Here is a 22,726-nt window from a genome sequence, read left to right on the forward strand (position 1 = left end):
TGGAGTTCTAAAATCGTATTATGTAAAAAGAGAAAGGAAATCTCATGTTAAAACTTATTGCTATTGTTGGAACAAATTCAAAACGTTCTACAAACCGTCAATTGCTTCAATACATGCAAAAACACTTTGCTGAAAAAGCTGAAATTGAACTTGTTGAAATTAAAGACATTCCTGTCTTCAACAAACCAGCTGACAAGCAAGTACCTGCTGAAATTCTGGAAATTGCTGCTAAAATTGAAGAGGCAGATGGCGTTATTATCGGTACTCCTGAATATGATCACTCTATTCCAGCTGTTTTGATGAGCGCTCTTGCTTGGTTGTCTTATGGTATCTACCCACTTTTGAATAAACCAATCATGATTACAGGTGCTTCATACGGTACACTTGGTTCATCACGTGCCCAATTACAACTTCGCCAAATCTTGAATGCACCAGAAATCAAAGCAAGTGTCCTTCCTGATGAATTCTTGCTTTCACATTCTCTTCAAGCCTTCAGTACAAGTGGTGACTTAGTTGACCTTGATGTTATTAAAAAATTGGATGCTACTTTTGACGACTTCCGTATCTTTGTAAAAATTACAGAAAAATTGCGTAACGCACAGGAATTGCTTCGCAAAGATGCTGAAGACTTTGACTGGGAAAATTTGTAAGATAGGAGACCAAAAAGAATGAAATTTGTTGGACTTGTAGGATCAAACTACGATCAATCATATAACCGTAAACTCTTGGAATTTATCCGTCGTCACTTCAAACTCAAATTTGAATTAGAAGTTCTTGAAATTGACGAAGTTCCAATGTTTAACCAAGACGAAAAATGGGACGAAAGTTTCCAATTACGTTATTTATATAACAAAATTACTCGTGCTGATGGTGTTATTATCGCTACTCCTGAGCACAACCATACAATCTCAGCTTCTCTAAAATCTGTTCTTGAATGGCTGTCATACGAAGTTCATCCATTTGAAAACAAACCAGTCATGATTGTGGGAGCATCTTACTACGACCAAGGTACTTCTCGTGCCCAAGTTCACCTTCGTAAGATTCTTGACGCGCCAGGTGTCAATGCCTATACTCTTCCAGGAAATGAATTCCTTCTCGGTAAAGCTAAAGAAGCCTTTGATGTTAATGGAAATATCACAAATGAAGGAACTATTAATTTCCTTGAAACATGTTTAGACAACTTTGTAAAATATGTGGGAGTCGTTTCAAAATTGAAAAAACCAAAACCAATCGCACCAGAAGATTTATATTGTACAAATCCAATTGCAACTACCATTCAAGGAGTTGATCCTGATGATCCTGAATGGGTAGAAAAAGCAGCTGAACTTGTAGGAGCTGTTTCTGGAGATACTTACGTTAAATTAGACCACGGTATCTTGACAGTTAACCAAATTGATATGTTCTTGAAAGCAATGCCATTTGAGTTGACATATGCTGATGATAATAACCAATTCTTGTACTATAATAACGCCCACCAAGATCCAAATACAATGTATGGTAAACGTGTGCGAGTTCAAGCAGGTAGTCGCCTAGGAACAGTGCATGCTTCACTTCCACCTGCAAGAATGAAAAATGTTGAATGGGTTGTCGGCGTATTGCGTAACGGAGATCAAGAATATGTCCGTACAATTGTTCCGGGACAACCAGAAGGTGTAATTAATACTCATAACTATAAAGCAATGTACTATCCAGATGGCTCATATGCTGGAATTAATGAAATTATCTTTAATTTCCAACCATGGCTTGATTGGTACTTGGAAACAACTGGTCAACGTCTAGTTGGTGGAAATGCTTCAGCTTCTGCTGGCGGACATGGTCACGGCGATGCAGATGCTACATCTGGAGCTTCTGATGCAGGTGATGCTGGAGGCCACGGTGGTGGTGCAGACGCTACATCTGGCGCAAGCAACTAATAATTTTAGGAACCATTTTGGTTCCTTTTTTAGTAGACTCTTTATCAACTGTAGTGTGTTACGACTTATTGACTAAATCCCATTCATTGATGTATAATAGATATATTAAACGAACAATGTGATAGAGTGTACAATAATATCTAGTTATTACAACAGATATTTCTCAATTATAGAAATCTATTTTCTAGAGGTGCTTTATGATTCATATCTTTAAATATCTCGATACAAAAACAAAATACCTAACTATTATTGGGGCACTAGCAAATGGGGGACTTGCACTGGGACAACCCTTGGTTGTTTCTAAAGCATTATCTATAGATCAAAATAGTTTAACATATTCGTCTATTTGGAAATTTGCTCTCTTTGGTTTTTCAGTCTATTTCGCTTTGTATAGCCTGATGTTGTTTTGTAATCATGCAAATAATGTCTTTCAACGTGAGATTCAAATGAATATTCGAACGAAATTACTCCAGAAGTTGATAGAAGACAGAGAATATAGTGAAGATGAGAAAATTACCATGCTGACACAAGATATGGAATTTCTAGGAGATAACTTCTTTAGATGCTACATGTCCATTTCATGTTGGGGATTTGGGGCGCTAATTACGGCAATCTATATCATTGCGCAAAATGTTATATTGGGTTCTATCTTTGTTTTCTTTACAATTTTACGTCCCATTCCACAATTTTTAATGAATAATAGACTGAAAAATTCAGGGGAGGAAATGTCTCAGGAAAGAACTGCCGTTCATAATCAAATCTCTGACAGTATTCGGGGTGCTCAGACCTTACGAATGAATCAAGCCTTGTCTGAACATTATCAGCGTGTCTGGAATATCAATCTTCGTTATCAACGAGCTATTCAAAGGTTTTCTTTTACTCATAATTTTGTTTTCTTTTGTAATGGTTTTATGGTATTTCTTAGCCAAGTACTACCTTTAGTATTGGGATTCTTCCTTGCCATGCATAATCATCATGTTTACTTAGCTAACTTGGTTGCTATGTATATTGCTGCCGGCCAACTAGTGGGCCCTATTCAAAATATTATGTATGATGTGGCAGATATGCAAGGCGCTAAAACAACAGTTGATAAGATTTTTGGAATTTTGAATCGAATTGATGATAGAGAAGTGGACAACCACTCAGTCTCTCAAGTAGCATATCTGGAAATTTTTCACTTAAATAAATCATATAACGGTAGGGAGATTATTCACGATCTCAATCTAACGATTCAACAAGGTGAAAAAGTTCTCATAAAAGGGCCAAGTGGCTGTGGAAAATCCACCCTTTTCCGAATGATTATTGGGAAAGAGAAAGCTGATAGTGGGATGATTACTTGTATCACAGAGGATGGCGCTAAAATAAGTAACTTTATTCGTCAAGTGGGCATCATCAACCAGCATCCTTTTCTCTTTAATGATACTGTTCGTTACAACCTAAGCTTGGGACAAGAATTTTCAGATCAAGAGTTAGATGCTGTTTTAAAACAAGTAAAACTTGATTATGAACTGACAAATGGACTTGATTTTGTGATCACTGATAATGGAGAAAATATTTCAGGTGGACAGCGTGTCCGTATCGAACTAGCACGCTTTCTACTTCGTAAAAAGGAGATTTTATTAGTAGATGAGGTAACTGCAGCTCTTGACGTAGAAAATAGCCAGATGGTCCGAGACTTGATTTTCTCACTGCCGATGATGGTGTTAGAAATTGCTCACCATATCAATAACGAAAGTCGCTATAATCAAGTCATTGAACTAAGAAAAGATTGATTTTCTAATGAATCCAAGATATTATACTCAATGAAAATCAAAGAGCAAACTAGGAAGCTAGTCGCAGGTTGCTCAAAGCACTGCTTTGAGGTTGCAGATAGAACTGACGAAGTCAGTAACATATATACGGCAAGACGACGCTTACGTAATTTGAAGAGATTTTCGAAGAGTATTAGATAGATAAATTACGTAACGGATGTAGTTCTGTATCCTACTAGATTAAGTCAGCTAAAAACGACTAGCAGTTTGTGTCTGCTAGTCGTTTTGTTATCGTTTCACCTATCTTTGTTAAAAGAAAGAATAGTTTTTATGAATTTGGATCATCGAGACTACGGCCGTGTAACCCTTTTTCACGTTGGACTTGACGTAGTTTTTCTGGTGTAACATCGTTTCCTTCTTCATCCACAATTTTGATTCCTTCAATGTGGTGACGAACAGCGCGACGATACCCTTCGATGTACTCCTCACGTAGTTTGGCTTGTTCCACTTTTTCTTCTTGGGTCAAGCCTTCTGCTTTTTTCTTTTTAGCAAGCTCGTTAATACGAGCAATTTTTTTCGGATCCATTTCTTCTCCTTTGTGATAAGATAAAGTCCGTTTATCAAATTTTATTTAGTGTTAATTTGGTTAAAACGAGCAAGCTTAGCTGCTTTTTGAGTTAAATGAGACAGGATAGCCAAACGATTTTGACGAACAGCCTGATCTTCTGCCATTACCATGGTATTCTCAAAGAAATTATCAATAACTGGACTAAGCGCAAAGAGTTGTTTCAGTTGCTGACTTGCAGTACCTGATAACACAAGTGTATCTACTGCTTCAGCCAAGGCTTTTTCTTGATCATTTTCAAATAGTGACGAATCAACTGCAGCAACTCCTTCTGCCTTCTCAGCCAAGTTAAAGGCACGAGAAAGTGATTCAACAGATGGTTTGAAGTCTTCTTCCTTGCTTGCTTCTACGAGAGCACTTGCTGCTTCCAGCATCTCTGCCACAACAAAGTTTGATCCTGCAAGAACTGCTTCCTTGATATCTTTTGGAGTTGAACCCATCATTTTATCAACACGAGCCTTGATAAAGTCCATAACCTCTGCCTTATTTTCATAAGTCAAGCTGTCAAATGTTAAAGCATAAAGGCTATTAATCAACTCATCCATAGCAATATGCCAACCAAAGGCATCCAAGATACGAACCACACCTTGAGTTGCACGACGAAGAGCATAAGGGTCATTAGAACCTGATGGAATCAAACCTACTGAGAAGAAACTCAAAATCGTATCCAATTTATCTGCAATGGCAAGCACTGCTCCCACCTTGCTCTCTGGAAGTTCTCCTTCAGCTGATGTAGGCATGTAGTGTTCACGAATAGCAGCTGCAACTGCTGGAGTTTCCCCAGCAAGAAGGGCATATTTTTCACCCATAATTCCTTGGAGTTCGTCAAATTCACCAACCATACCTGTCAACAAGTCAAACTTGTAAATAGCAGCTGCACGGGCTAGGTCAATCGTTTCATACGCTGACAAACCAGCTTTTTCTGCCAAGAGAATAGCAATCTGACCCGTACGAATCATGTGTTCACGAAGAGAACCAATCTTTTCGTGGAAAGTCACATTGTTTAATTTTTCAACAAGGTCTGAAATCACCAATTTTTGGTCTTCACGCCAGAAGAATTCTCCGTCTTCTAAACGAGCTACCAATACTTTTTCATTACCCTTGATGACATTTTCCAAATGCTCTGCGTTTCCGTTACGGACTGAAATGAAGTTTGGCAAGAGTTTGCCGTTTTGATCACGAACAACAAAGTAACGTTGGTGTTCCTTCATCGAAGTCACCAAAACTTCTTCTGGAACTTCAAGGTATTTGGCATCAAAACTTCCCATAAAGGCAGTTGGGTATTCAACCAAGTTCAAGACTTCATTCAGCAAGTCAGCATCAATTTCGATGCGTACACCATGTTTCGCCTCAATTTCCTTAATTTGGTCAACAATCATTTGCTCACGTTCACGTGGATCCGCAATTACAAACTGTGCACGAAGGTCTTCTTCATAACTCAAGGCTGACTGAATCTTGGTTTCTTGTCCCAAAAAACGATGACCACGGCTCACACGACCTCCCTTGATATCAAGGAAATCCAAATCAAACTCTTCTTCATCTAGAAGAACAGTCAAAGTGTGAGCAGGACGAATGTATTCAAAACTATTTCCAGCCCAGTGCATGCTGACAGGGAAAGTCAATGACTTCAAGACATCTACAACACCAGGAACAATGGCTTCAACTGCTTGACCAACTTCTTCCTTAGTGACATAGACATATTCTTCACCCTTGATTTCACGGAATTCGATATCTTCAACCGTCAAGCCTTTTCCACGGACGAATCCTTGAGCTGCTTTGGTGAAGTTTCCATCACTATCCAAGGCAATTTTCTTTGCTGGACCCTTGAAATCTTCTGTCAAATCAGACTGTTTGTCTGCAAGGCCAGTCACACGAACAGCCAAACGACGGGGTGTTGAGAAGGTTTGAATGGCTTCAAAAGACAGACGGTTTTCCTTGAGGAAGGCTGCCATTTTTTCGCCTAGTTGTTTTTCACTTGGTGTGACAACATAGGCTGGTAATTCTTCAAGACCGAGTTCTACTAATAAGTTTTTTGTCATGTTTTTTCCTTTACATTTTCTTCAATCTTTTTTGATATGCACCTTAGGTACTGGGGACGTCGCTAACTAACTTTGTGAGTCTGTATGGAAATCTAATGCAAAATTGATCTAGATTTCCAGCAGTCTCATCAAAGTGGATTTAGCTGACTGATTTTTGAACCTAAGGTTTCAAAAATCCCCTCATAACAGTACAGCGGTGCATATCCCTCTAGCAAATCTTCGACTTGCCTCTAACGATTTTAGAGCACAGTATTACTCACTATTCTGCGTCTTCTGCTAAGAGTTTAGCTCGTGTTGCTTCATCTAAAAGTGGGTAGCCTAGGCGTTTGCGTTCTGCGACAAAGGTTTTAGCTACGACACGGGCCAAGTTACGGATACGGGCGATATAGCCTGCACGCTCAGTTACAGATACGGCACCACGCGCATCAAGCAGGTTAAAGGTGTGTGAACATTTGAGAACATAGTCATAAGCAGGGTGAACTAAGCCTTCTTCTAATGCACGACCAGCTTCTTTTTCAAACTTATCAAAGTTTTCCAGCAACATTTCTTGATCCGAAATTTCAAATGAATATTTTGAATGCTCGTACTCAGGCTGGATAAAGATTTCTCCGTATTTTACACCATCGGCCCACTCGATATCATAGACAGAATCAACTTCTTGAATGTAAGAAGCCAAACGCTCCAAACCATAGGTAACTTCCGCAGTCACAGGGCCAGTTGCCAATCCACCAACTTGTTGGAAATAAGTGAACTGAGTGATTTCCATCCCATCAAGCCAAACTTCCCATCCAAGACCAGCTGAACCAGTAGATGGGTTTTCCCAGTTGTCCTCAACAAAACGAATATCGTGTTCCAAAGGATTGATTCCCAATTTTTCCAAAGACTCAAGGTAAAGTTCTTGGATGTTTGATGGGGAAGGCTTCATAACCACTTGGAATTGGTGGTGTTGGTAAAGACGGTTAGGGTTTTCCCCGTAACGACCGTCAGCAGGACGACGGGATGGCTCTACATAGGCTGCATTCCATGGCTCAGGTCCGATAGCACGAAGGAAAGTGTAAGGACTCATTGTACCCGCACCTTTTTCATTATCATAAGCCTGCATAAGCATACAACCTTGGTCATTCCAAAATTGTTGCAAAGTCAAAATAATTTCTTGAAATGTTAATTTCTTAGACATTTTTTACTCCTTTTTATATAAATTACTTGCGACACAAGTCTGCCTCATCAATCATACGAGGCAAGACGAGTTAGTACTGCTTCTAGCTTAAACAGACCTAAAGCAGTAGGACTAGATATAAAATCAAGGACTGATTTTCTTGAAAGAAGACTCAGGTTCAAAATCAAAAAGAACCGAATTTCAACACCCAAGCCTTACGACTAGGGGCGTCAGAAACGCGGTTCCACCCTAATTTATTACTTCATTGTTTTTGAAAATACTACAGAAAGCGCCAGCTCTTTATTTTGTCCTACTTGGCTCCCACTATCCCAAGCTCGCTTGAAGAACGCCATAAGACTTTCTTTCCTGCTGACTATTATATCAAAAATTAGAACAATGTACAATTCTTTTTATGATTTTCTAAAAATCCATATCATCAACTCGTGGAGCACCCGACTGAACAGCAATCGTTTTTAAGGTTTCTCGTTCCTCTTGACTCAATTCAATTCCAAAGCAATCAAGATTAGCCTGAATACGAGAGGCTGTAACAGATTTCGGAAGTGGTAAAAATCCTTCTGCCAAGCTCCAGGCCAAGGCTATCTGAGCAACAGACTTTCCGTGATTTGCTGCGATTTCTTGCACTTGCTTGCACTTGCTTGCTATCAAATAGTTCTCCCTGTCCAAAAGGCCCCCCAAGCTTCCAATAAAATTCCTTTTTCTCGACAGTAAGCTACGACTTCCTCTTGATACACACCTGGCGCCAAGCGAACTTGATTGACCGCAGGAACAATATTTGCAGTTTCAAGCAAGGAATCCAAATGATGGGGAAGAAAATTACTAATCCCGATAGCACGGATTTTGCCTTTTTGATAGAGGTCTTCTATCGCTCTCCAGACCTCAGCATTGCGAGTTTTCCATGCGTCATTTTCTCTCAAAGGTTTTGGATTTGGCCAATGAATCAAATACAAATCCAAATATTCCAAGCCCAGCTTCTCTAAAGACTCTTCAAAAGCCTGACGAGCTTGCTCATAGCTATGATTTGTATTCCAGAGTTTACTGGTTACAAAAATTTCCTCACGTGACACGCCACTGTCATGAATAGCACGACCAACGCTTTCTTCATTTTTATAGATAGCTGCCGTATCGATATGGCGATAGCCTGCCTTTAAAGCCTCTAGGACAGCTTGATAGGCAATCTCTCCATTTTCAGCTTTCCAGGTTCCAAATCCTAGAACTGGAATTGGAACGCCATTATTCAAAGTATAAGATTTCATTATTTTTCCTTTCTATGTGAAGAAAATCCAAAGAAACAAATTCTCAATGAAAACTTATCTCTTTAGATTTTTTAAATTATTGGTCACGGTTATAGTAGAGCTGGTGAGCTTTGAGACGGGAATCTAATAAATCTGGTATGGTTACAAAGTCATAACCTTGCCCTTTCAAGTAGTCAATAACCTTCGGTAGAGCATTTACCGTCTCAGCATGAATATCATGCATGAGAATAATAGAACCATTCTTGACTTCACGCTGAATTTCTGTCAAAATAGCTGCTTCATTTTTACTCTTCCAATCCAGACTATCCACATTCCACATAATAAAGCTCAAATCGAGGCTATTACGAATGTCGTCTGTAATGGCTCCATAAGGCGGACGCATAAGTTTAGAACTAGAGCCCAGCACCTTAGTTAGCGCATCCTCAGTATCAGTTATTTGTTTTTTAGCGTCATCAAGGGAAAGTTTTGAAAGCACTGGATGGCTCCAACTATGGTTTCCAATGACATGGCCATCTGCTTTCATACGTTTCAGAATCCCTTCATTGCCAGAAACATTCTTACCTAAAACAAAGAAAGTTGCCTTGATACCATACTTAGAAAGTGTGTCTAATGCTTGATTTGTCGTTGTAGGATTTGGCCCATCATCAAAAGTCAAGGCCACCACTTTACGATTTTTCTTTTCAAAATAAGCTTTATAAAGTTCCGCATCCTTATCTAGCAAATATGAGGACTGAATAAGCTCAAAGAAACTAGATACTGGCAAGGCAATCTCATCCAGATTTTCAACTGCCTGACTTGGATAAAGGATAATCTGACTATCCTTATAATCAAAATTCCATGCAGACAGATCTTGGTCAGACAAGCCTTTAACTATCTGATCAATCTTGTCTTGTTCTAATTTCTTATCCTGTAAGAAAGAAGTCAGTTCTTTTATCAGTTTCTCTTTAGCCTTACTAGCATCTGAAAATAATTTATCAAGGGTAAAAGATTTACCATCTTCTGTCAAATGCACTTTCGCTAGACTAGTTTTCTCTATCTCTTCAACTTTTGACGAAGATAAATCATAGACTTGTTTCATCACACTTCGGTTGACAATCCCTTTTAAAGTCGAGTCCTGTTTCTCCGTATAATAAAAAACCAGATTTTCCTTATCCTCTAGATTGTCTTTAATATCCTGTGTCATGATTCCTTTTACAGACGAAATCACTTGCTCGCCTTGGAGAGGATAAAAGACAATCACTTCAGCTTGTCCCTTACGAAAATGCTCCTTCTGATTTCCTTCACTCAATTGATCATCTTTCTCTTTTTTGAGAGATTCAATCTTTTGTTCAAAACTTTGTTTCGTATAGACTTTGTAACCAATCATCGCCCCAAGGACACAAATACTTACTGAGAAGATAGCTACTAGGGCTATTAAACTGATTCTTATCTTATCGTGATTCTCACGTTTTGCTCTACTTTTATCCATAAGACCATCATATCAAATTCAAGCTATAATTTCAATGATTAACGGAGATTAGTATAATATATCAAAAAAAGAGGGACTGCCCTCTTTCTTCAATTCATTTATTTGACTGCTTCTTTCAAAGCATCAACCTTGTCCAGACGTTCCCATGGAAGGTCAATATCTGTACGTCCCATGTGTCCATAAGCCGCTGTTTGTCGGTAGATTGGACGTTTGAGGTCCAGCATTTGGATAATTCCTGCAGGACGAAGGTCAAAGATTTGACGAGCTGCTTTTTCAAGCTTGCTTTCAGCTACTGTCCCCGTACCGAAAGTATCAATACGAACAGACACAGGTTGGGCAACACCGATAGCGTAGGCTAATTGCACTTCTGCCTTCTTAGCAAGACCTGCTGCAACGATATTCTTGGCAATATAGCGAGCCGCATATGACGCAGAACGGTCTACCTTAGTCGCATCCTTACCAGAGAAGGCACCACCACCGTGACGAGAGTAGCCACCATAGGTATCCACGATAATCTTACGACCAGTCAAACCTGAGTCCCCTTGAGGTCCACCGATGACAAAGCGACCAGTTGGATTGATGAAGAATTTTGTTTGCTCATCCAAGTAAGAGACTGGAATAACCTCTTTGATAACCTTGCTAATAACATCATTGTGAATTTGTTCGTTGCTGACTTCTGGATCGTGCTGAGTAGAAATAACGACTGTGTCCACACGTACTGGACGGTCATTTTCATCATATTCAACCGTAACTTGAGATTTAGCATCTGGACGAAGATAGCTGATTTCACCAGATTTACGAAGTTCTGCTAAACGACGAACCAACTTGTGGCTTAGTGAAATTGGCAAAGGCATGAGCTCTTCTGTTTCATCCACTGCAAATCCAAACATAAGCCCTTGGTCTCCAGCCCCAATCAAGTCCAGTGGATCTTGGTCTGCATTCCCACGTACCTCCAAGGCTTCGTTAACCCCTTGGGCGATGTCAGGAGATTGTTCCACCAAAGATGGATGTACTCCCACCGTCTCAGCAGAAAATCCATATTCTGTATTGGTGTAACCAATCTCTGCAATGGTATCACGAACCACACGGTTAATATCCACATAGGCATTTGTAGAAATTTCACCAAAAACGTGGACTGAACCAGTATATACAGCTGTCTCAGCAGCAACGTGCGCCTCTGGATCCTTGGCTAAAATAGCATCCAAAATCGCATCTGAAATTTGGTCTGCAATCTTATCTGGATGCCCCTCAGATACAGATTCAGACGTGAATAATTTACGTTCTGACATAAAAATGTCCCCCCTTAAAAATAGTGTTATAGAGTTACAAAGTACTGATAGGAAAATTCTTAGTTATAAATACCTACCATCTTATCGGGACTATATAACTTCATCATTATATCATTTTTTAACACAATTTGCAGTCTTTAATGTGATCTTTCAATATAGATATTTCGCTTTCATAAATAAAAAGGTTGGAGCTCAGCACTCCAACAATTGCCTTAAAATGTTTGGCGTTTTGCTTTACGCTCTGCACGACCACGAGCGCGATTTTCAGCACGCTTAGTTTTGCGGCGTTTTTCATCAACCGCCCATTGAATTTTTTTCTTATAACCTGGTTTGACTTTTTTCTTTTTCTTTTTGACCAGACCAATCATTTCGATATCAAGCTTATCTTGCTTCTTCTCACGGTTAGCACGACGATCTCGGTCATAGGTATCTTGAAATTCTCCGTCTTTAACCATCTTAGGAGTAAACTTGATTCCCAATTTCTCCAACTCACGGATATCCGAATCATCGCTTGGCTGATAAAGAGTAATAGCTGTACCTGGTAGGCCATTTCGTCCAGTACGACCAACACGGTGAACAAAGAAGGACAAATCTTGCGGAATGGCATCATTGATGACATGGCTGACACCTTCAATGTCAATCCCACGAGCTGCCAAGTCTGTTGCGACAATGTACTCAAAATCCAGATTTTTCACCTGGTTCATGATACGTTTGCGTTCACGAGGGGCAATATCTCCATGAATCTTTGCCACCTTCAAACCTTGAGCAGTCAGGTAAGCATGCAATTCATCAGCACGCATTTTAGTATTGACAAAAATCATTGCCAAATAAGGCTGCATCAACTGAGTCAACTGATAAATTTGAGCGTTCTTGTCACGTCCTTTAGTAGAAATCAACCAATTATCAATAGTGTCAGAAATGACCGTTTTGGTCTTGATTTTCTCCATAACAGGATTTGACAAGTATTTTTTCAAGAATGGTTGCAACTTTTGTGGAATAGTCGCTGAGAAAACCATGAATTGCAGATCTTTTGGAAGACTTCCAGCAATCTTATCAACAGTTTCCAAGAATCCCATATCCAAGGTCATGTCTGCCTCATCGACCACAAAGGTCGTGGCCTTGTGAATAGCCAGGTCACCAGATTTAACCAAGTCGTAGATACGGCCTGGTGTTCCTATAACAATATGAGGCTGATTACTTGCCAATTTCTCAATCTGGCGAGCCTTATCCGTACCACCCACATAATTAACCACACGAATTTCCACTTCTGAGTGGGCAGCAATCTGACGGGCCGCTTGGTAAATTTGAGTAGCCAACTCACGACTTGGTGCAGTAATGACTGCTTGTACACTATCGCTAGCTTCATCTAATTGCTGGAAAATCGGTAACAAGAAAGTGTGAGTTTTACCTGAACCTGTTTTTGATTCACCGACTAGGTCACGACCTACCAAAACAATAGGAATCAACTTATCTTGTACCTCTGTTGGAGTTGTAAATTTTAACTCCTCCAAGGCTTCTCTAATATAGTTTTTAAATTGAAATTTCGTAAATGACATAATATCCTCGATTCTATCTATCTTATCAATTATACCACATTTTATTCCATTTCAGTAGTCTCACTTATAGAGCTTACTTTCAGTAGCTTTTCTAGTCAGAAAAAGGCTGGAATTTGAGAATCCCAACCTCTTTTCAATCTTTATTTCCAGTTTAACATAGCATTCAAGCCATAGTGATCACTCACTTGTGGACTCGTATTACCATCAAATACGACATGTAAATTTTCCACTGTTAACTCCTTGGTAGTAAAAACATAGTCGATTCGAAGGGGTTCAGTGTTCCCTTTCCAGCCATCAATTTCTGGTGGAACGGTATAGCTACCGCTTTTCTCTTGAGCAACTTCAAAGGCATCTTGTAATCCTAATGGACTAGCTAAAATAGCTTGGTAGCCTTCCTGTCCAGCTGGGTTGTTAAAATCTCCAGCTAATAAAAGTGGCTTGTTCAATTCTTTCAAGACATCCTCAAATCGTGCCCATTCTTCTTGGAAACCTTTATCCCACCAAGAAAGGTGGACACTAGCAACTGCAAGCTCCTTACCATCAACTACAGTTTCAGCCAAGGCAACACGACGAGTATGATAGTCTGTTGGATCATCCACATCTGAGACCAAAATTTCTCTAGCTTCAATCGGTGTTTTAGACAAGATAGCCACACCTTCATGGTAGCGGTCATAACCGATATGGTTATAAGCCCAAGTCCAATAGTAATTTTTTCCTTGATCTGACAACTTTTCAACCAAAAGTCTAACATAGTGGTCTTGATGAATAGGCTCAGCTGCTGGCAAAGCTTGATAAAGGTCATTCACCTCCACCTCTAGCGAAGTGATCTCCTGATTGATTTCTTGAAAACAAATTAAATCATAGTCCTTTTCAAGAATATCTTCAAGCAAGAGCTGGAATTTTTTCTCAGCTTCTTTTTCCATCCAGCTATGAGTATTGAGTGTTAAAAATTTCATGCTTTTCTCCTAAAACAAGAGGTTGGAAAACAGCTTCCAACCTCAAGTGTATTACAATTCTACTTTAGCAACTGCTGTTTTAGCTGCAAGAGAACCTGTTTTTTCTAATTTAACTGATTTAATTGCATCACCATTTGTGAAGACAACGACTGTTGAAGTTTCACGACCTGCTGCACGGATAGCATCCAAGTCAGCTGTGACAAGAAGATCACCTGCTACAACTTTTTGTCCTTCAGCAACATGAACGGTAAATGGTTTTCCTTCAAGACTTACTGTGTCCAAACCAATGTGAACCAATACTTCAAGACCTGCTTCAGTCACAAGACCAAGAGCATGTTTTGTAGGGAAGATGCTTGATACAGTACCTGAAACTGGAGATACAATGTTTCCATTTGCTGGTTCTACTGCAAATCCATCACCCATCATTTTTTGAGCAAATACTGGATCTTTTACTTGTTCCAAAGCAACAACTTGACCGTCTGCTACTGAGTAAACTTCCTCAGTAAGCCCTTTGAATTGAACAGTGTTTTGTTGCGCTTCTGTCATTTGACTTGGAAGAGTTTCAGGAATGATTTCACCTGAGTCAAGAATATCTTGGATATCAGATTTCAATACGTCTGCTTTTGGACCGTAGATAGCTTGAACTCCTTGTCCTTTCATGACAAGACCCATAGCTCCTTCTGCTTTCCATTGTTCTGCATCACCGACTTTATCAGCGTCTTTTACAGTAACACGAAGACGAGTCATACATGCATCAACATCAACGATGTTTGCACGACCACCAAGAAGGTTGATAATGTTTACAGCTTGAGAACCTGCTGCAACTTTCACTTCGCTGCCAGCTTCTTCTGAACCTTCAGCAGTTTCGTAGTTTCCGTTACGTCCTGGAGTTGCGTAGTTGAATTTTTGAATCATGAAGTTTGCAATAAAGTACATGATTACGGCAAAGAGAACAGTTACCCAAACGAAGTTAACGATATCCATACCGATACCAGCGCTAATCGCAATAGGTGTACGAGTCAAGAACTCGATTGAACCAAATGAGTGCATACGTAGGTTCACGACGTCAGCCATAGCGAAGGCAGCACCTTGAACAAGTGAATAAACAAGGTACATTGGTGTTGCGATGAACATGAACATGTATTCGATTGGTTCAGTAACCCCTGTCAAGAATGTTGCAAGAGCTGTCGCAATCATCATACCTTTGTATTTGTGTTTCTTGTCAGCATCAACATTACGGTAGATAGCCACAATCACACCCATCAAGATACCGAATGAACCAATCATTTGTCCAACTTTGAAACGAGCTGGGTGAACAGTATCTAACAATTGTTGGTAGTGACTTGCATCTGTACCTTTAAGGTTCACAAGGTCTGTTACCCATGCAAGCCATAGTGGGTCTTGACCAAATACTTGAGTGCCTTTAGCTGCACCTGTCAAAATCTCATAAGTACCACCAAGAGCTGTGTAGTTCATTGGGATTGTTAACATGTGGTGAAGACCAAATGGCAAGAGCAAACGTTCCAATGTACCATACAAGAATGGTGCAAGGATTGGAGCAGTTTCTTGTGAGTTGGCAATCCAGATACCAAAGCTATTGATACCTGTTTGCACTACTGGCCAGAAGGCAGCAAGTAAAATTGCAGCGATTGCTGAACGAAGAATAACTACAAATGGTACAAAACGTTTCCCGTTGAAGAATGAAAGTGCATCAGGAAGTTTACGGAAGTTGTAGTATTTATTGTAAGCAGTTGCCCCTACAAAACCTGAGATAATCCCTACGAACACACCCATGTTCAAGGCAGGTGCTTCCATAACGCTAATGAAGTAATCAGCAACTTTGATTGATCCACCAAAGAGAGTTGTTACCATAGCTTCTGGATTTTTCAACATATCTCCTGATACACCAAAGATTGTACCAGTGATACGGTTAATCAAGATGAAGGCAAGACCAGCGGCGAAAGCACCACCAGCACGTTCTTTAGCCCAGCTTCCTCCAATGGCTAGGGCAAACAAAATGTGAAGGTTACCGATAACCCCCCAACCAATTTGCTCAAGAATTCCACCTGTGATAACAAGTGGTGCAAAAGTTGGGTTAATCATCACAAGTGACTTACCGATTGAAATCATCAAACCAGCAGCTGGCATAACAGCGATAACCACCATCAAAGCCTTACCGAATTTTTGCCAAAACTCGAAAGACAAGACATTTTTGAATGTATCTTTCATCATTCAAATCTCCTTTATTTTTATTTAGGCAAACGTTTTACGAAAACGTTTGCACTTAACTATGTATTAATTATACCACTTTAATTTTTTTTGTAAAGGCTTTTATAAAAAAAAGTATACTTTTTTCTAAAATTTTTCTAGCAAAAAAGGAGATATTAAAATCTCCTCAAATATACTTATATTTATTTTAGATTTTCAAGAAACGTCTCATTGAAATTCCTGATCCCAGTGAACCAATAAAAATTCCAATAACAAACAATAAGGCAATCATCAGTGGACTGAATACCTCTGGTGAAATCATTGAAAGGTTTTGACCAACTAATGACTTATTAACCGATTGGTAAACCATTTGATAAACAACAAATACTAAAACTGATGGAAGGGTTGCGCCAAATAATCCGATGAAAGCACCCTCAAGTAGGAATGGTCCTCGGATATAGCTATTCTTAGCACCAACCAAGCGCATAATTTGAATTTCTCGACTGCGGGAAATAATTGTAATACGAATGGTATTAGAAATCAAGAAAACTGCTATGAAAATCAAGAGGCCAGCAATCACTAGTCCCCAGACACGAATAAATGAGGCTAACTTAAACAAGCGTTCTGTATTGGCACCACCATCTTGAACTTCTGATACACCTTCAATTTTCTTAGCCTCTTCCGCTACTGTCTTTACATCACTTGGTGTGTTAGTATCTACTATATATGCATCATAGAGAGGATTGGCATCACCTTCAAAGATTTTCCAGTTGTCCCCCATTGTCTCAGTTAATTTTTCATATTGTTCTTCTTTACTTGAAAAGGTAACACTCTTAACTGTAGACATACCCTTCAAGGAATTATATACCTTGTGGTAGTCATTATTTGTAACAGTTTGACCTTCTTTTTCAATAGTTTCACTATTATCGGCTACATCCTTACGAATGTATACCATTACTCGGACATTATTTTCAATATCTGTAGCTAGTTTCGCTGTATTGAAAATAACAGAGGCAAATATTGCAACCAAGGTCAAAGTAATCATAACTGAACTGACAGCAGCCACTGTCATCCAGCCATTTCGTTTCAAACTTTTTAGCGATTCAAATAAATGACGAAAAAATCTACTAATCATCGTATCCGTACTCTCCTTTTGATTCATCACGAACAACACGGCCATTTTCAATGGCAATGACACGGTGGCGCAAGGTATTTACAATCTGGCTATTATGAGTTGCCATCAAAATAGTTGTCCCTTGTAGGTTAATCCGTTCCAAGAGATTCATGATTTCCCATGAATTATCTGGGTCCAAGTTTCCTGTTGGTTCATCGGCTATCAATACTTTTGGATTATTTACAATAGCACGCGCAATCGCAATACGCTGTTGTTCTCCACCTGAGAGCTCATTTGGGAAAGAACGAACCTTATGCTTCAATCCAACCAAGTCCAAAACTTCCATCACACGTTTTTTGATAATACGGCGATTTTCCCCAATTACTTCCATAGCGTAAGCAATATTTTCATAGACAGTTTTCTTTGGCAAGAGTTTATAATCCTGAAAAACAACCCCAACACTACGACGTAGAAGAGGGACATCTTTCTTCTTAATCTTAACCAGATTAAAACCAGCAACTGATAGACTTCCTTTATCGATTTTTACTTCACGATATAGAGAACGAATAAAGGTTGACTTCCCTGCTCCTGAAGGTCCTACGATGTAAGCAAATTCCCCTGGTTGAACACTGACCGAAACACCGCGTAGGGCAGTCGTTCCGTTGTCGTATTTTTTGACGACATCTCTCATTTCAATAATTGACATGTGAGTTCCTTTCTATCTTAGCTAATTCGCCACTTAAGATAGGCATCGATAAAACCATCTAGGTCCCCATCCATGACCTTATCTACCTGAGCAACTTCAAAGCTAGTTCGATGATCTTTTACCATAGTATATGGTGTGAAAACATAAGAACGGATTTGACTTCCCCATGTGATTTCCTTTTTCTCACCCTTGAGGGAATCAACTTCCGCAGCTTTCTTTTCTTGCTCCATTTGATAGAGCTTAGCCTGCAACATCTTCATGGCACGATCTCTATTTCCATATTGGGTACGATCGACCGTTGACTGGACGACAGTTCCAGTTGGAATGTGTGTTAAACGTACACCCGTTGAAACCTTATTGACGTTCTGTCCACCAGCACCACCTGAACGGAAGGTATCCATCTTGATATCATCTTCACGTATTTCCACTTCAATGGTATCATCCAACTCAGGCATCACTTCTACAGATGTAAAAGATGTATGGCGACGTTTGGCAGAGTCAAATGGCGAGATTCGCACCAGACGGTGCACACCCATTTCCGACTTGAGAAGACCATAAGCATTAGGTCCTTCAAATGATAAAGTTACCGACTTAATACCAGCCTCATCTCCTGCTTGGTAATCCAAGACTTCTACTTTAAAGCCTTTAGCATTACCATATCGAGTGTACATACGAAGCAACATATCACCCCAGTCTTGAGCCTCTGTACCACCAGATCCTGGATGGATTTCCAAAATGGCATTATTATGGTCATAAGGTTCTGACAAGAGAAGGGTCATCTCATAGCTGGTCATCATCTTATCGAGTTCTGATAACTGTTCGACTAGTTCCTCATGAACTGACTCGTCTTCAGCTAAAAAGTCTAATAAAATTTCAACTTCATCCTGCAACTCTTCCATTTTATGGAAGGTATTGTAGGTATTTTTTAATTCATTTAATTCTTGCGACGTTTTTTGAGCCGCGATATTATCGTTCCAAAAATCAGGTTCTGTCATCTTGTTTTCCAAGATGGCAATCTCTTCCTCTAAACCTTCGAGGTCAAAGAGACCCCCTGAAAGAAGCTAATTTTTCACGATTTGCGTCAATTTTCTGACGAATTTCTGAAATGTCCATAAATACTCCTTTTTTGTATCGTTTTATTATACCATATTCTCTCATTTCTTTCCATCTTTTGCTCTACTCCCCTTTTCATGAAAAAAGAAGCCTTTCGGCTTCCCTTCTTACAAGACTTTTGCTGAAGTACGAGTGATTTCTTCTACTTGAATATTCTCTGATTCAAATTTTTCTTTCAAGGCTGGTAAATCAATTGAGCCATCAATTTGAACTTCGATAATCACCTTACCATCTTTACGTGGAATATTGACTGTATGAGAGATATTCAAATTTTCTTCAACGATTAGAGAAACAATTTTACCAAGAACGCCAACTTCATCTTCTGTAACGAAGCGCACACGAATTCCTTCTTCACCATAACCAGCAATTTCAAGAAAGGCTTGGAAAACGTCACGATCCGTAATAACTCCGTAAACTTGATGGTTATCTACTACAGGAAGAATCCCAATCTTATTTTTCAACATCAGATAAGTTGCATCTTCAAGGCTCGCATAGCCTGAAACAGTGACAACATCGCGAATCATGACATCTTTCACTTTTGTCTTATTTAGAAGATAGTTCATCTCATAGATAGAAAGACTTGTTGCTTTTGATGGACTTGCTTGGGCAATGGTTCCCTCAGTCACCAAACCAACCAATTGATCATTTTCGATAACAGGCAAGCGGTGTAGGCCTTGCTCTCTCATCAAATCTGCTGCATGAGATACTGTTGTATCTGGACTAATATACACTACCTTGCGGGTCATAAAATCTTTAACTGCCATGAGACTTCTCCTTTTCTATTCTTATCCCTATTATACAATCTTTTTGTAAATCTATCAAACGCTTACATTTCTTTTTCAAAATTCAGAAAAGTATGAATAAGCTAGCAAAAAGAGCTCTGAATTCGAGCTCTGTGAATGAAGGATAGAGAGCTTCATTCTGTTTTGTTTCAATGATTAGAAGCTAACCCTCCAGTGCAGATGAAAATTGCTTCGTAATCTCCATCCGCCGACTAAAACAATCCACTGGATTCTGATGATTGCTTCACAATCTCCATCCGCAACCTAAACTAGTCTCCCAGACTATGCGAAGATTGCTTACGCAATCTTCATCTACCGACTAAAACAATCCACTGGATTGTTTTAGCCACCTAGATATGCTTTTCTGACTTCTTCTGATGAGGCGAGTTCTTTTCCTGTTCCTGATAGGACAATTTTTCCTGTTTCCAATACATAGCCTCGGTCAGAGATTGCAAGTGCCTTATTGGCATTTTGTTCAATCAAGAGGACGGTTGTTCCTTGTTTCTGGATATCTTGAATGATATCAAAAATCTCTTGGATAAAGATTGGGGCAAGTCCCATTGATGGTTCATCTAAAAGAAGAAGTTTTGGTGTTGACATAAGAGCTCGTCCCATGGCAAGCATTTGTTGTTCCCCTCCTGAAAGAGTGGCTGCATCTTGGTTCTTGCGTTCTTCAAGACGTGGGAAACGTGAGAAAACCTTCTTCAAGTTAGCTTGATTTTCTTCACGATTTTTCTTTAAGAAAGCTCCCATTTCAAGATTTTCCATAACAGTCAAGCCAGGGAAGACGTGGCGTCCTTCTGGTACTTGTGAAAGACCACCTGCCACGATTTTCTGAGCTGGCATTTTTTGGATTTCTTGACCTAAAAATTCAATCTTTCCTGAACTTGGTCGAACCAAACCAGACAAGGTACGGAGAATGGTTGTCTTACCTGCACCATTGGCACCGATAAGGGAAACAACTTCTCCTTCATTCACTTCAAAGCTTACATCACGGACTGCTTGGATCATACCGTAATGCACAGAAAGATTATCAACTTTTAACATAGACATTAGGCTTCACCTCCTAGATAAGCTTCGATAACGCGTTTATTGGTCTTAATTTCGTCTGGAGTTCCCTGAGCAATCAAACGACCGTATTCAAGTACGTAGATACGTTCTGTTACTTCCATAACCAGATTCATATCGTGTTCAATCAGCATGATCGTAATCTTAAATTCATCTTTGATACGACGAATTAACTCAGTCAATTCCGCTGTTTCCTGTGGATTCATACCTGCTGCTGGTTCATCCAAAAAGAGAATTTTAGGTTCCGTAGCGAGGGCACGAACAATTTCCAAACGACGTTGTTGTCCGTAGGCAAGGTTTTTAGCAAGAGTTTCTGCATCACCATCTAAATCAAAGATTTTCAGCAATTCCAAAGCTTTAGCCTTTAATTCTTTTTCACTCTTGTAAAAAGCTGGCAATCGTAAGAAACTAGCAAAAACATGTTGTTTGTGATGGTTGCCAAAGGCAATCAAAACATTGTCCAAAACGGTTAAATCTTTAAAGAGACGGATATTTTGGAAAGTACGTCCAAGTCCCAAAGAAGCAATCTTATATGGTGCCTTTCCATTCAAAAGGTGACCATCAAGGGTAACTGTTCCCTCACTTGGTTCATAAACACCCGTCAAGAGGTTGAAAAGGGTAGTTTTACCAGCTCCGTTTGGACCGATTAGTCCAACCAATTCCCCTTCGTTCAATTCAAGAGTCACATCTCCAACAGCTGTTAGACCGCCAAAATGTTTGGTTAACTGTTTTACTTCAAGTAATGCCATTAGTTTTGTTCCTCCTTCTTAGATTTTTTAAAGAAACGTGATAGGCTCAATTCCCATGTTCCAAGGAGTCCACCTGGTCTGAAAATCATTACCAATACCAAGGCCAAAGCGTAGATAATCATACGCACGCTAGCAACATCTTGGAGAAGCATATTCAAAATTCCAAGAACAATAGCTGAAACAATGGCACCTGTAATGGAACCAAGTCCACCAAATACAACAATAATCAAAACATTGATTGAGTTGATGAAGGTGTAATCTTTCGGTACAACAGAGCCGATAAATCCTGCCTGAAGTGACCCAGCAATACTTGCAGTGATGGCACCAAAGACAAAAGCGATGATTTTAATTTTAGTCGTATTAACCCCAACTGACTCAGCAGCGATTTCATCCTCACGAACAGAGAGGGTTGAACGACCAATTGGACTTCGCAAAAAGTTCAAGGTTGCAATAGTCGTAATCACGACAAAGAAATAAACCATTGGCCAAGTTGTAAAGTTTGGAATTCCCAAGATACCTGCCGCACCATTTGTAAGGCTTCCACCATTGATAATAAAGATACGGATAATTTCAGAAACACCTAGAGTCGCTACCGCAAGATAGTCTCCCTTCAAACGCAAGGTTGGAATTCCGACAAGCAAGGCAACTGCTCCTGAAAGCAAAGCACCTAAAAGCATAGCTCCAAAGAAGGCACCGTAGGTTGGTGATTTAGAACCAATAATCGCTGCTGCATAGGCACCAATCGCCATGAAACCAGCATGACCAAGTGAAAATTGTCCTGAAAAACCAACGATTAAGTTGAGACCAACAGCAAGAATAATATTAATTCCGATTTGTTGTAAAATCTGTACATAGAATAGATTGAGCACTCCAACTGAAACCAGTACACTAATCAAGCCATAGCCAGCTAACAAAAGGAGTAACCATAGAATATTAACTTTTAAATTTTCTTTCATCGT

The 22,726-nt window shown here is 39.6% G+C and carries 18 protein-coding genes and 1 pseudogene; 3 read left to right on the plus strand and 16 right to left on the minus strand.

Translation table 11 applies throughout. The features are described 5' to 3' along the window. The first annotated feature begins 44 nt into the window (after positions 1-44). From SK642_RS06290 to SK642_RS06300, 3 genes are all read left to right on the plus strand, one after another. Positions 45-650, plus strand: coding sequence for an NADPH-dependent FMN reductase (locus tag SK642_RS06290; RefSeq protein WP_033683933.1), 606 nt, complete (start codon positions 45-47; stop codon positions 648-650). An 18-nt stretch (positions 651-668) separates the two neighbouring features. Further along, positions 669-1,913, plus strand: coding sequence for an NAD(P)H-dependent oxidoreductase (locus SK642_RS06295; protein WP_033683935.1), 1,245 nt, complete (start codon positions 669-671; stop codon positions 1,911-1,913). A 197-nt stretch (positions 1,914-2,110) separates the two neighbouring features. After that, complete coding sequence (locus SK642_RS06300; protein WP_033683936.1) at positions 2,111-3,685, plus strand: ATP-binding cassette domain-containing protein; 1,575 nt, start codon at positions 2,111-2,113, stop codon at positions 3,683-3,685. A 307-nt stretch (positions 3,686-3,992) separates the two neighbouring features. On the opposite strand, the gene SK642_RS06305 is transcribed toward SK642_RS06300, so the two are convergent. The 16 genes and pseudogenes from SK642_RS06305 to SK642_RS06380 all read right to left on the minus strand — a co-directional run bounded on the left by SK642_RS06305 (position 3,993) and on the right by SK642_RS06380 (position 22,723). Next, entirely contained in the window at positions 3,993-4,250 is a 258-nt protein-coding gene (locus SK642_RS06305) for a DUF896 family protein (RefSeq protein WP_033683938.1), read from the minus strand. 41 nt (positions 4,251-4,291) lie between these two features. Beyond that, positions 4,292-6,328 (minus strand): glycine--tRNA ligase subunit beta, encoded by a 2,037-nt coding sequence (gene glyS, locus SK642_RS06310; protein ID WP_033683939.1) that lies wholly within the window; start codon positions 6,326-6,328, stop codon positions 4,292-4,294. Between the two features lie 259 nt (positions 6,329-6,587). Continuing rightward, positions 6,588-7,505, minus strand: a complete 918-nt coding sequence (glyQ, locus tag SK642_RS06315; protein WP_000038733.1) for a glycine--tRNA ligase subunit alpha — start codon at positions 7,503-7,505, stop codon at positions 6,588-6,590. A gap of 399 nt (positions 7,506-7,904) precedes the next feature. Beyond that, a pseudogene (locus tag SK642_RS06320) lies at positions 7,905-8,758 on the minus strand (aldo/keto reductase). A gap of 76 nt (positions 8,759-8,834) precedes the next feature. Beyond that, positions 8,835-10,226, minus strand: coding sequence for a peptidoglycan-N-acetylglucosamine deacetylase PgdA (gene pgdA, locus SK642_RS06325; RefSeq protein ID WP_051734069.1), 1,392 nt, complete (start codon positions 10,224-10,226; stop codon positions 8,835-8,837). Between the two features lie 98 nt (positions 10,227-10,324). Next, positions 10,325-11,515, minus strand: a complete 1,191-nt coding sequence (gene metK / locus SK642_RS06330; protein WP_033683941.1) for a methionine adenosyltransferase — start codon at positions 11,513-11,515, stop codon at positions 10,325-10,327. A 212-nt stretch (positions 11,516-11,727) separates the two neighbouring features. Then, the gene (locus tag SK642_RS06335) at positions 11,728-13,071 is read right to left on the minus strand and encodes a DEAD/DEAH box helicase (RefSeq protein ID WP_033683943.1); all 1,344 of its coding nucleotides are present in this window, start codon (positions 13,069-13,071) and stop codon (positions 11,728-11,730) included. 140 nt (positions 13,072-13,211) lie between these two features. Next, positions 13,212-14,027 (minus strand): endonuclease/exonuclease/phosphatase family protein, encoded by an 816-nt coding sequence (locus SK642_RS06340; RefSeq protein ID WP_033683944.1) that lies wholly within the window; start codon positions 14,025-14,027, stop codon positions 13,212-13,214. 51 nt (positions 14,028-14,078) lie between these two features. Continuing rightward, positions 14,079-16,259, minus strand: coding sequence for a PTS transporter subunit IIBC (locus tag SK642_RS06345; protein ID WP_080708954.1), 2,181 nt, complete (start codon positions 16,257-16,259; stop codon positions 14,079-14,081). Positions 16,260-16,443: 184 nt separating this feature from the next. Next, positions 16,444-17,370 carry a permease-like cell division protein FtsX gene (ftsX, locus tag SK642_RS06350; protein ID WP_033683946.1) on the minus strand — a complete coding sequence of 309 codons (927 nt, stop codon included), beginning with the start codon at positions 17,368-17,370 and terminating at the stop codon, positions 16,444-16,446. Further along, on the minus strand, positions 17,363-18,055 hold the full coding sequence (gene ftsE / locus SK642_RS06355) for a cell division ATP-binding protein FtsE (RefSeq protein WP_033683948.1): 693 nt from the start codon (positions 18,053-18,055) through the stop codon (positions 17,363-17,365). The genes ftsX and ftsE overlap by 8 nt, the downstream gene beginning before the upstream one ends. A 17-nt stretch (positions 18,056-18,072) precedes the next feature. Further along, positions 18,073-19,168 (minus strand): peptide chain release factor 2 gene (gene prfB / locus SK642_RS06360; RefSeq protein WP_100198837.1). Its coding sequence is split into 2 segments (ribosomal slippage): positions 18,073-19,095 and positions 19,097-19,168, totalling 1,095 coding nucleotides; the frame shifts between segments, so codons are not numbered across the junction. Positions 19,169-19,275: 107 nt separating this feature from the next. Continuing rightward, positions 19,276-19,932: a CBS domain-containing protein gene (locus tag SK642_RS06365; RefSeq protein WP_000268666.1), complete on the minus strand. Its 657-nt coding sequence runs from the start codon at positions 19,930-19,932 to the stop codon at positions 19,276-19,278. 360 nt (positions 19,933-20,292) lie between these two features. Then, the gene (locus SK642_RS06370; protein ID WP_000062200.1) at positions 20,293-21,003 is read right to left on the minus strand and encodes an ABC transporter ATP-binding protein; all 711 of its coding nucleotides are present in this window, start codon (positions 21,001-21,003) and stop codon (positions 20,293-20,295) included. After that, positions 21,003-21,767, minus strand: coding sequence for an ABC transporter ATP-binding protein (locus SK642_RS06375; protein WP_001185995.1), 765 nt, complete (start codon positions 21,765-21,767; stop codon positions 21,003-21,005). Before SK642_RS06375 ends, SK642_RS06370 begins: the two co-directional genes overlap by 1 nt. Beyond that, positions 21,767-22,723 (minus strand): branched-chain amino acid ABC transporter permease, encoded by a 957-nt coding sequence (locus SK642_RS06380; protein WP_033683949.1) that lies wholly within the window; start codon positions 22,721-22,723, stop codon positions 21,767-21,769. Before SK642_RS06380 ends, SK642_RS06375 begins: the two co-directional genes overlap by 1 nt. Positions 22,724-22,726 lie beyond the last annotated feature (3 nt).

Source organism: Streptococcus mitis, from assembly GCF_000722705.1.
In the GTDB taxonomy this organism is placed as follows: Bacteria; Bacillota; Bacilli; order Lactobacillales; family Streptococcaceae; genus Streptococcus; species Streptococcus mitis_P.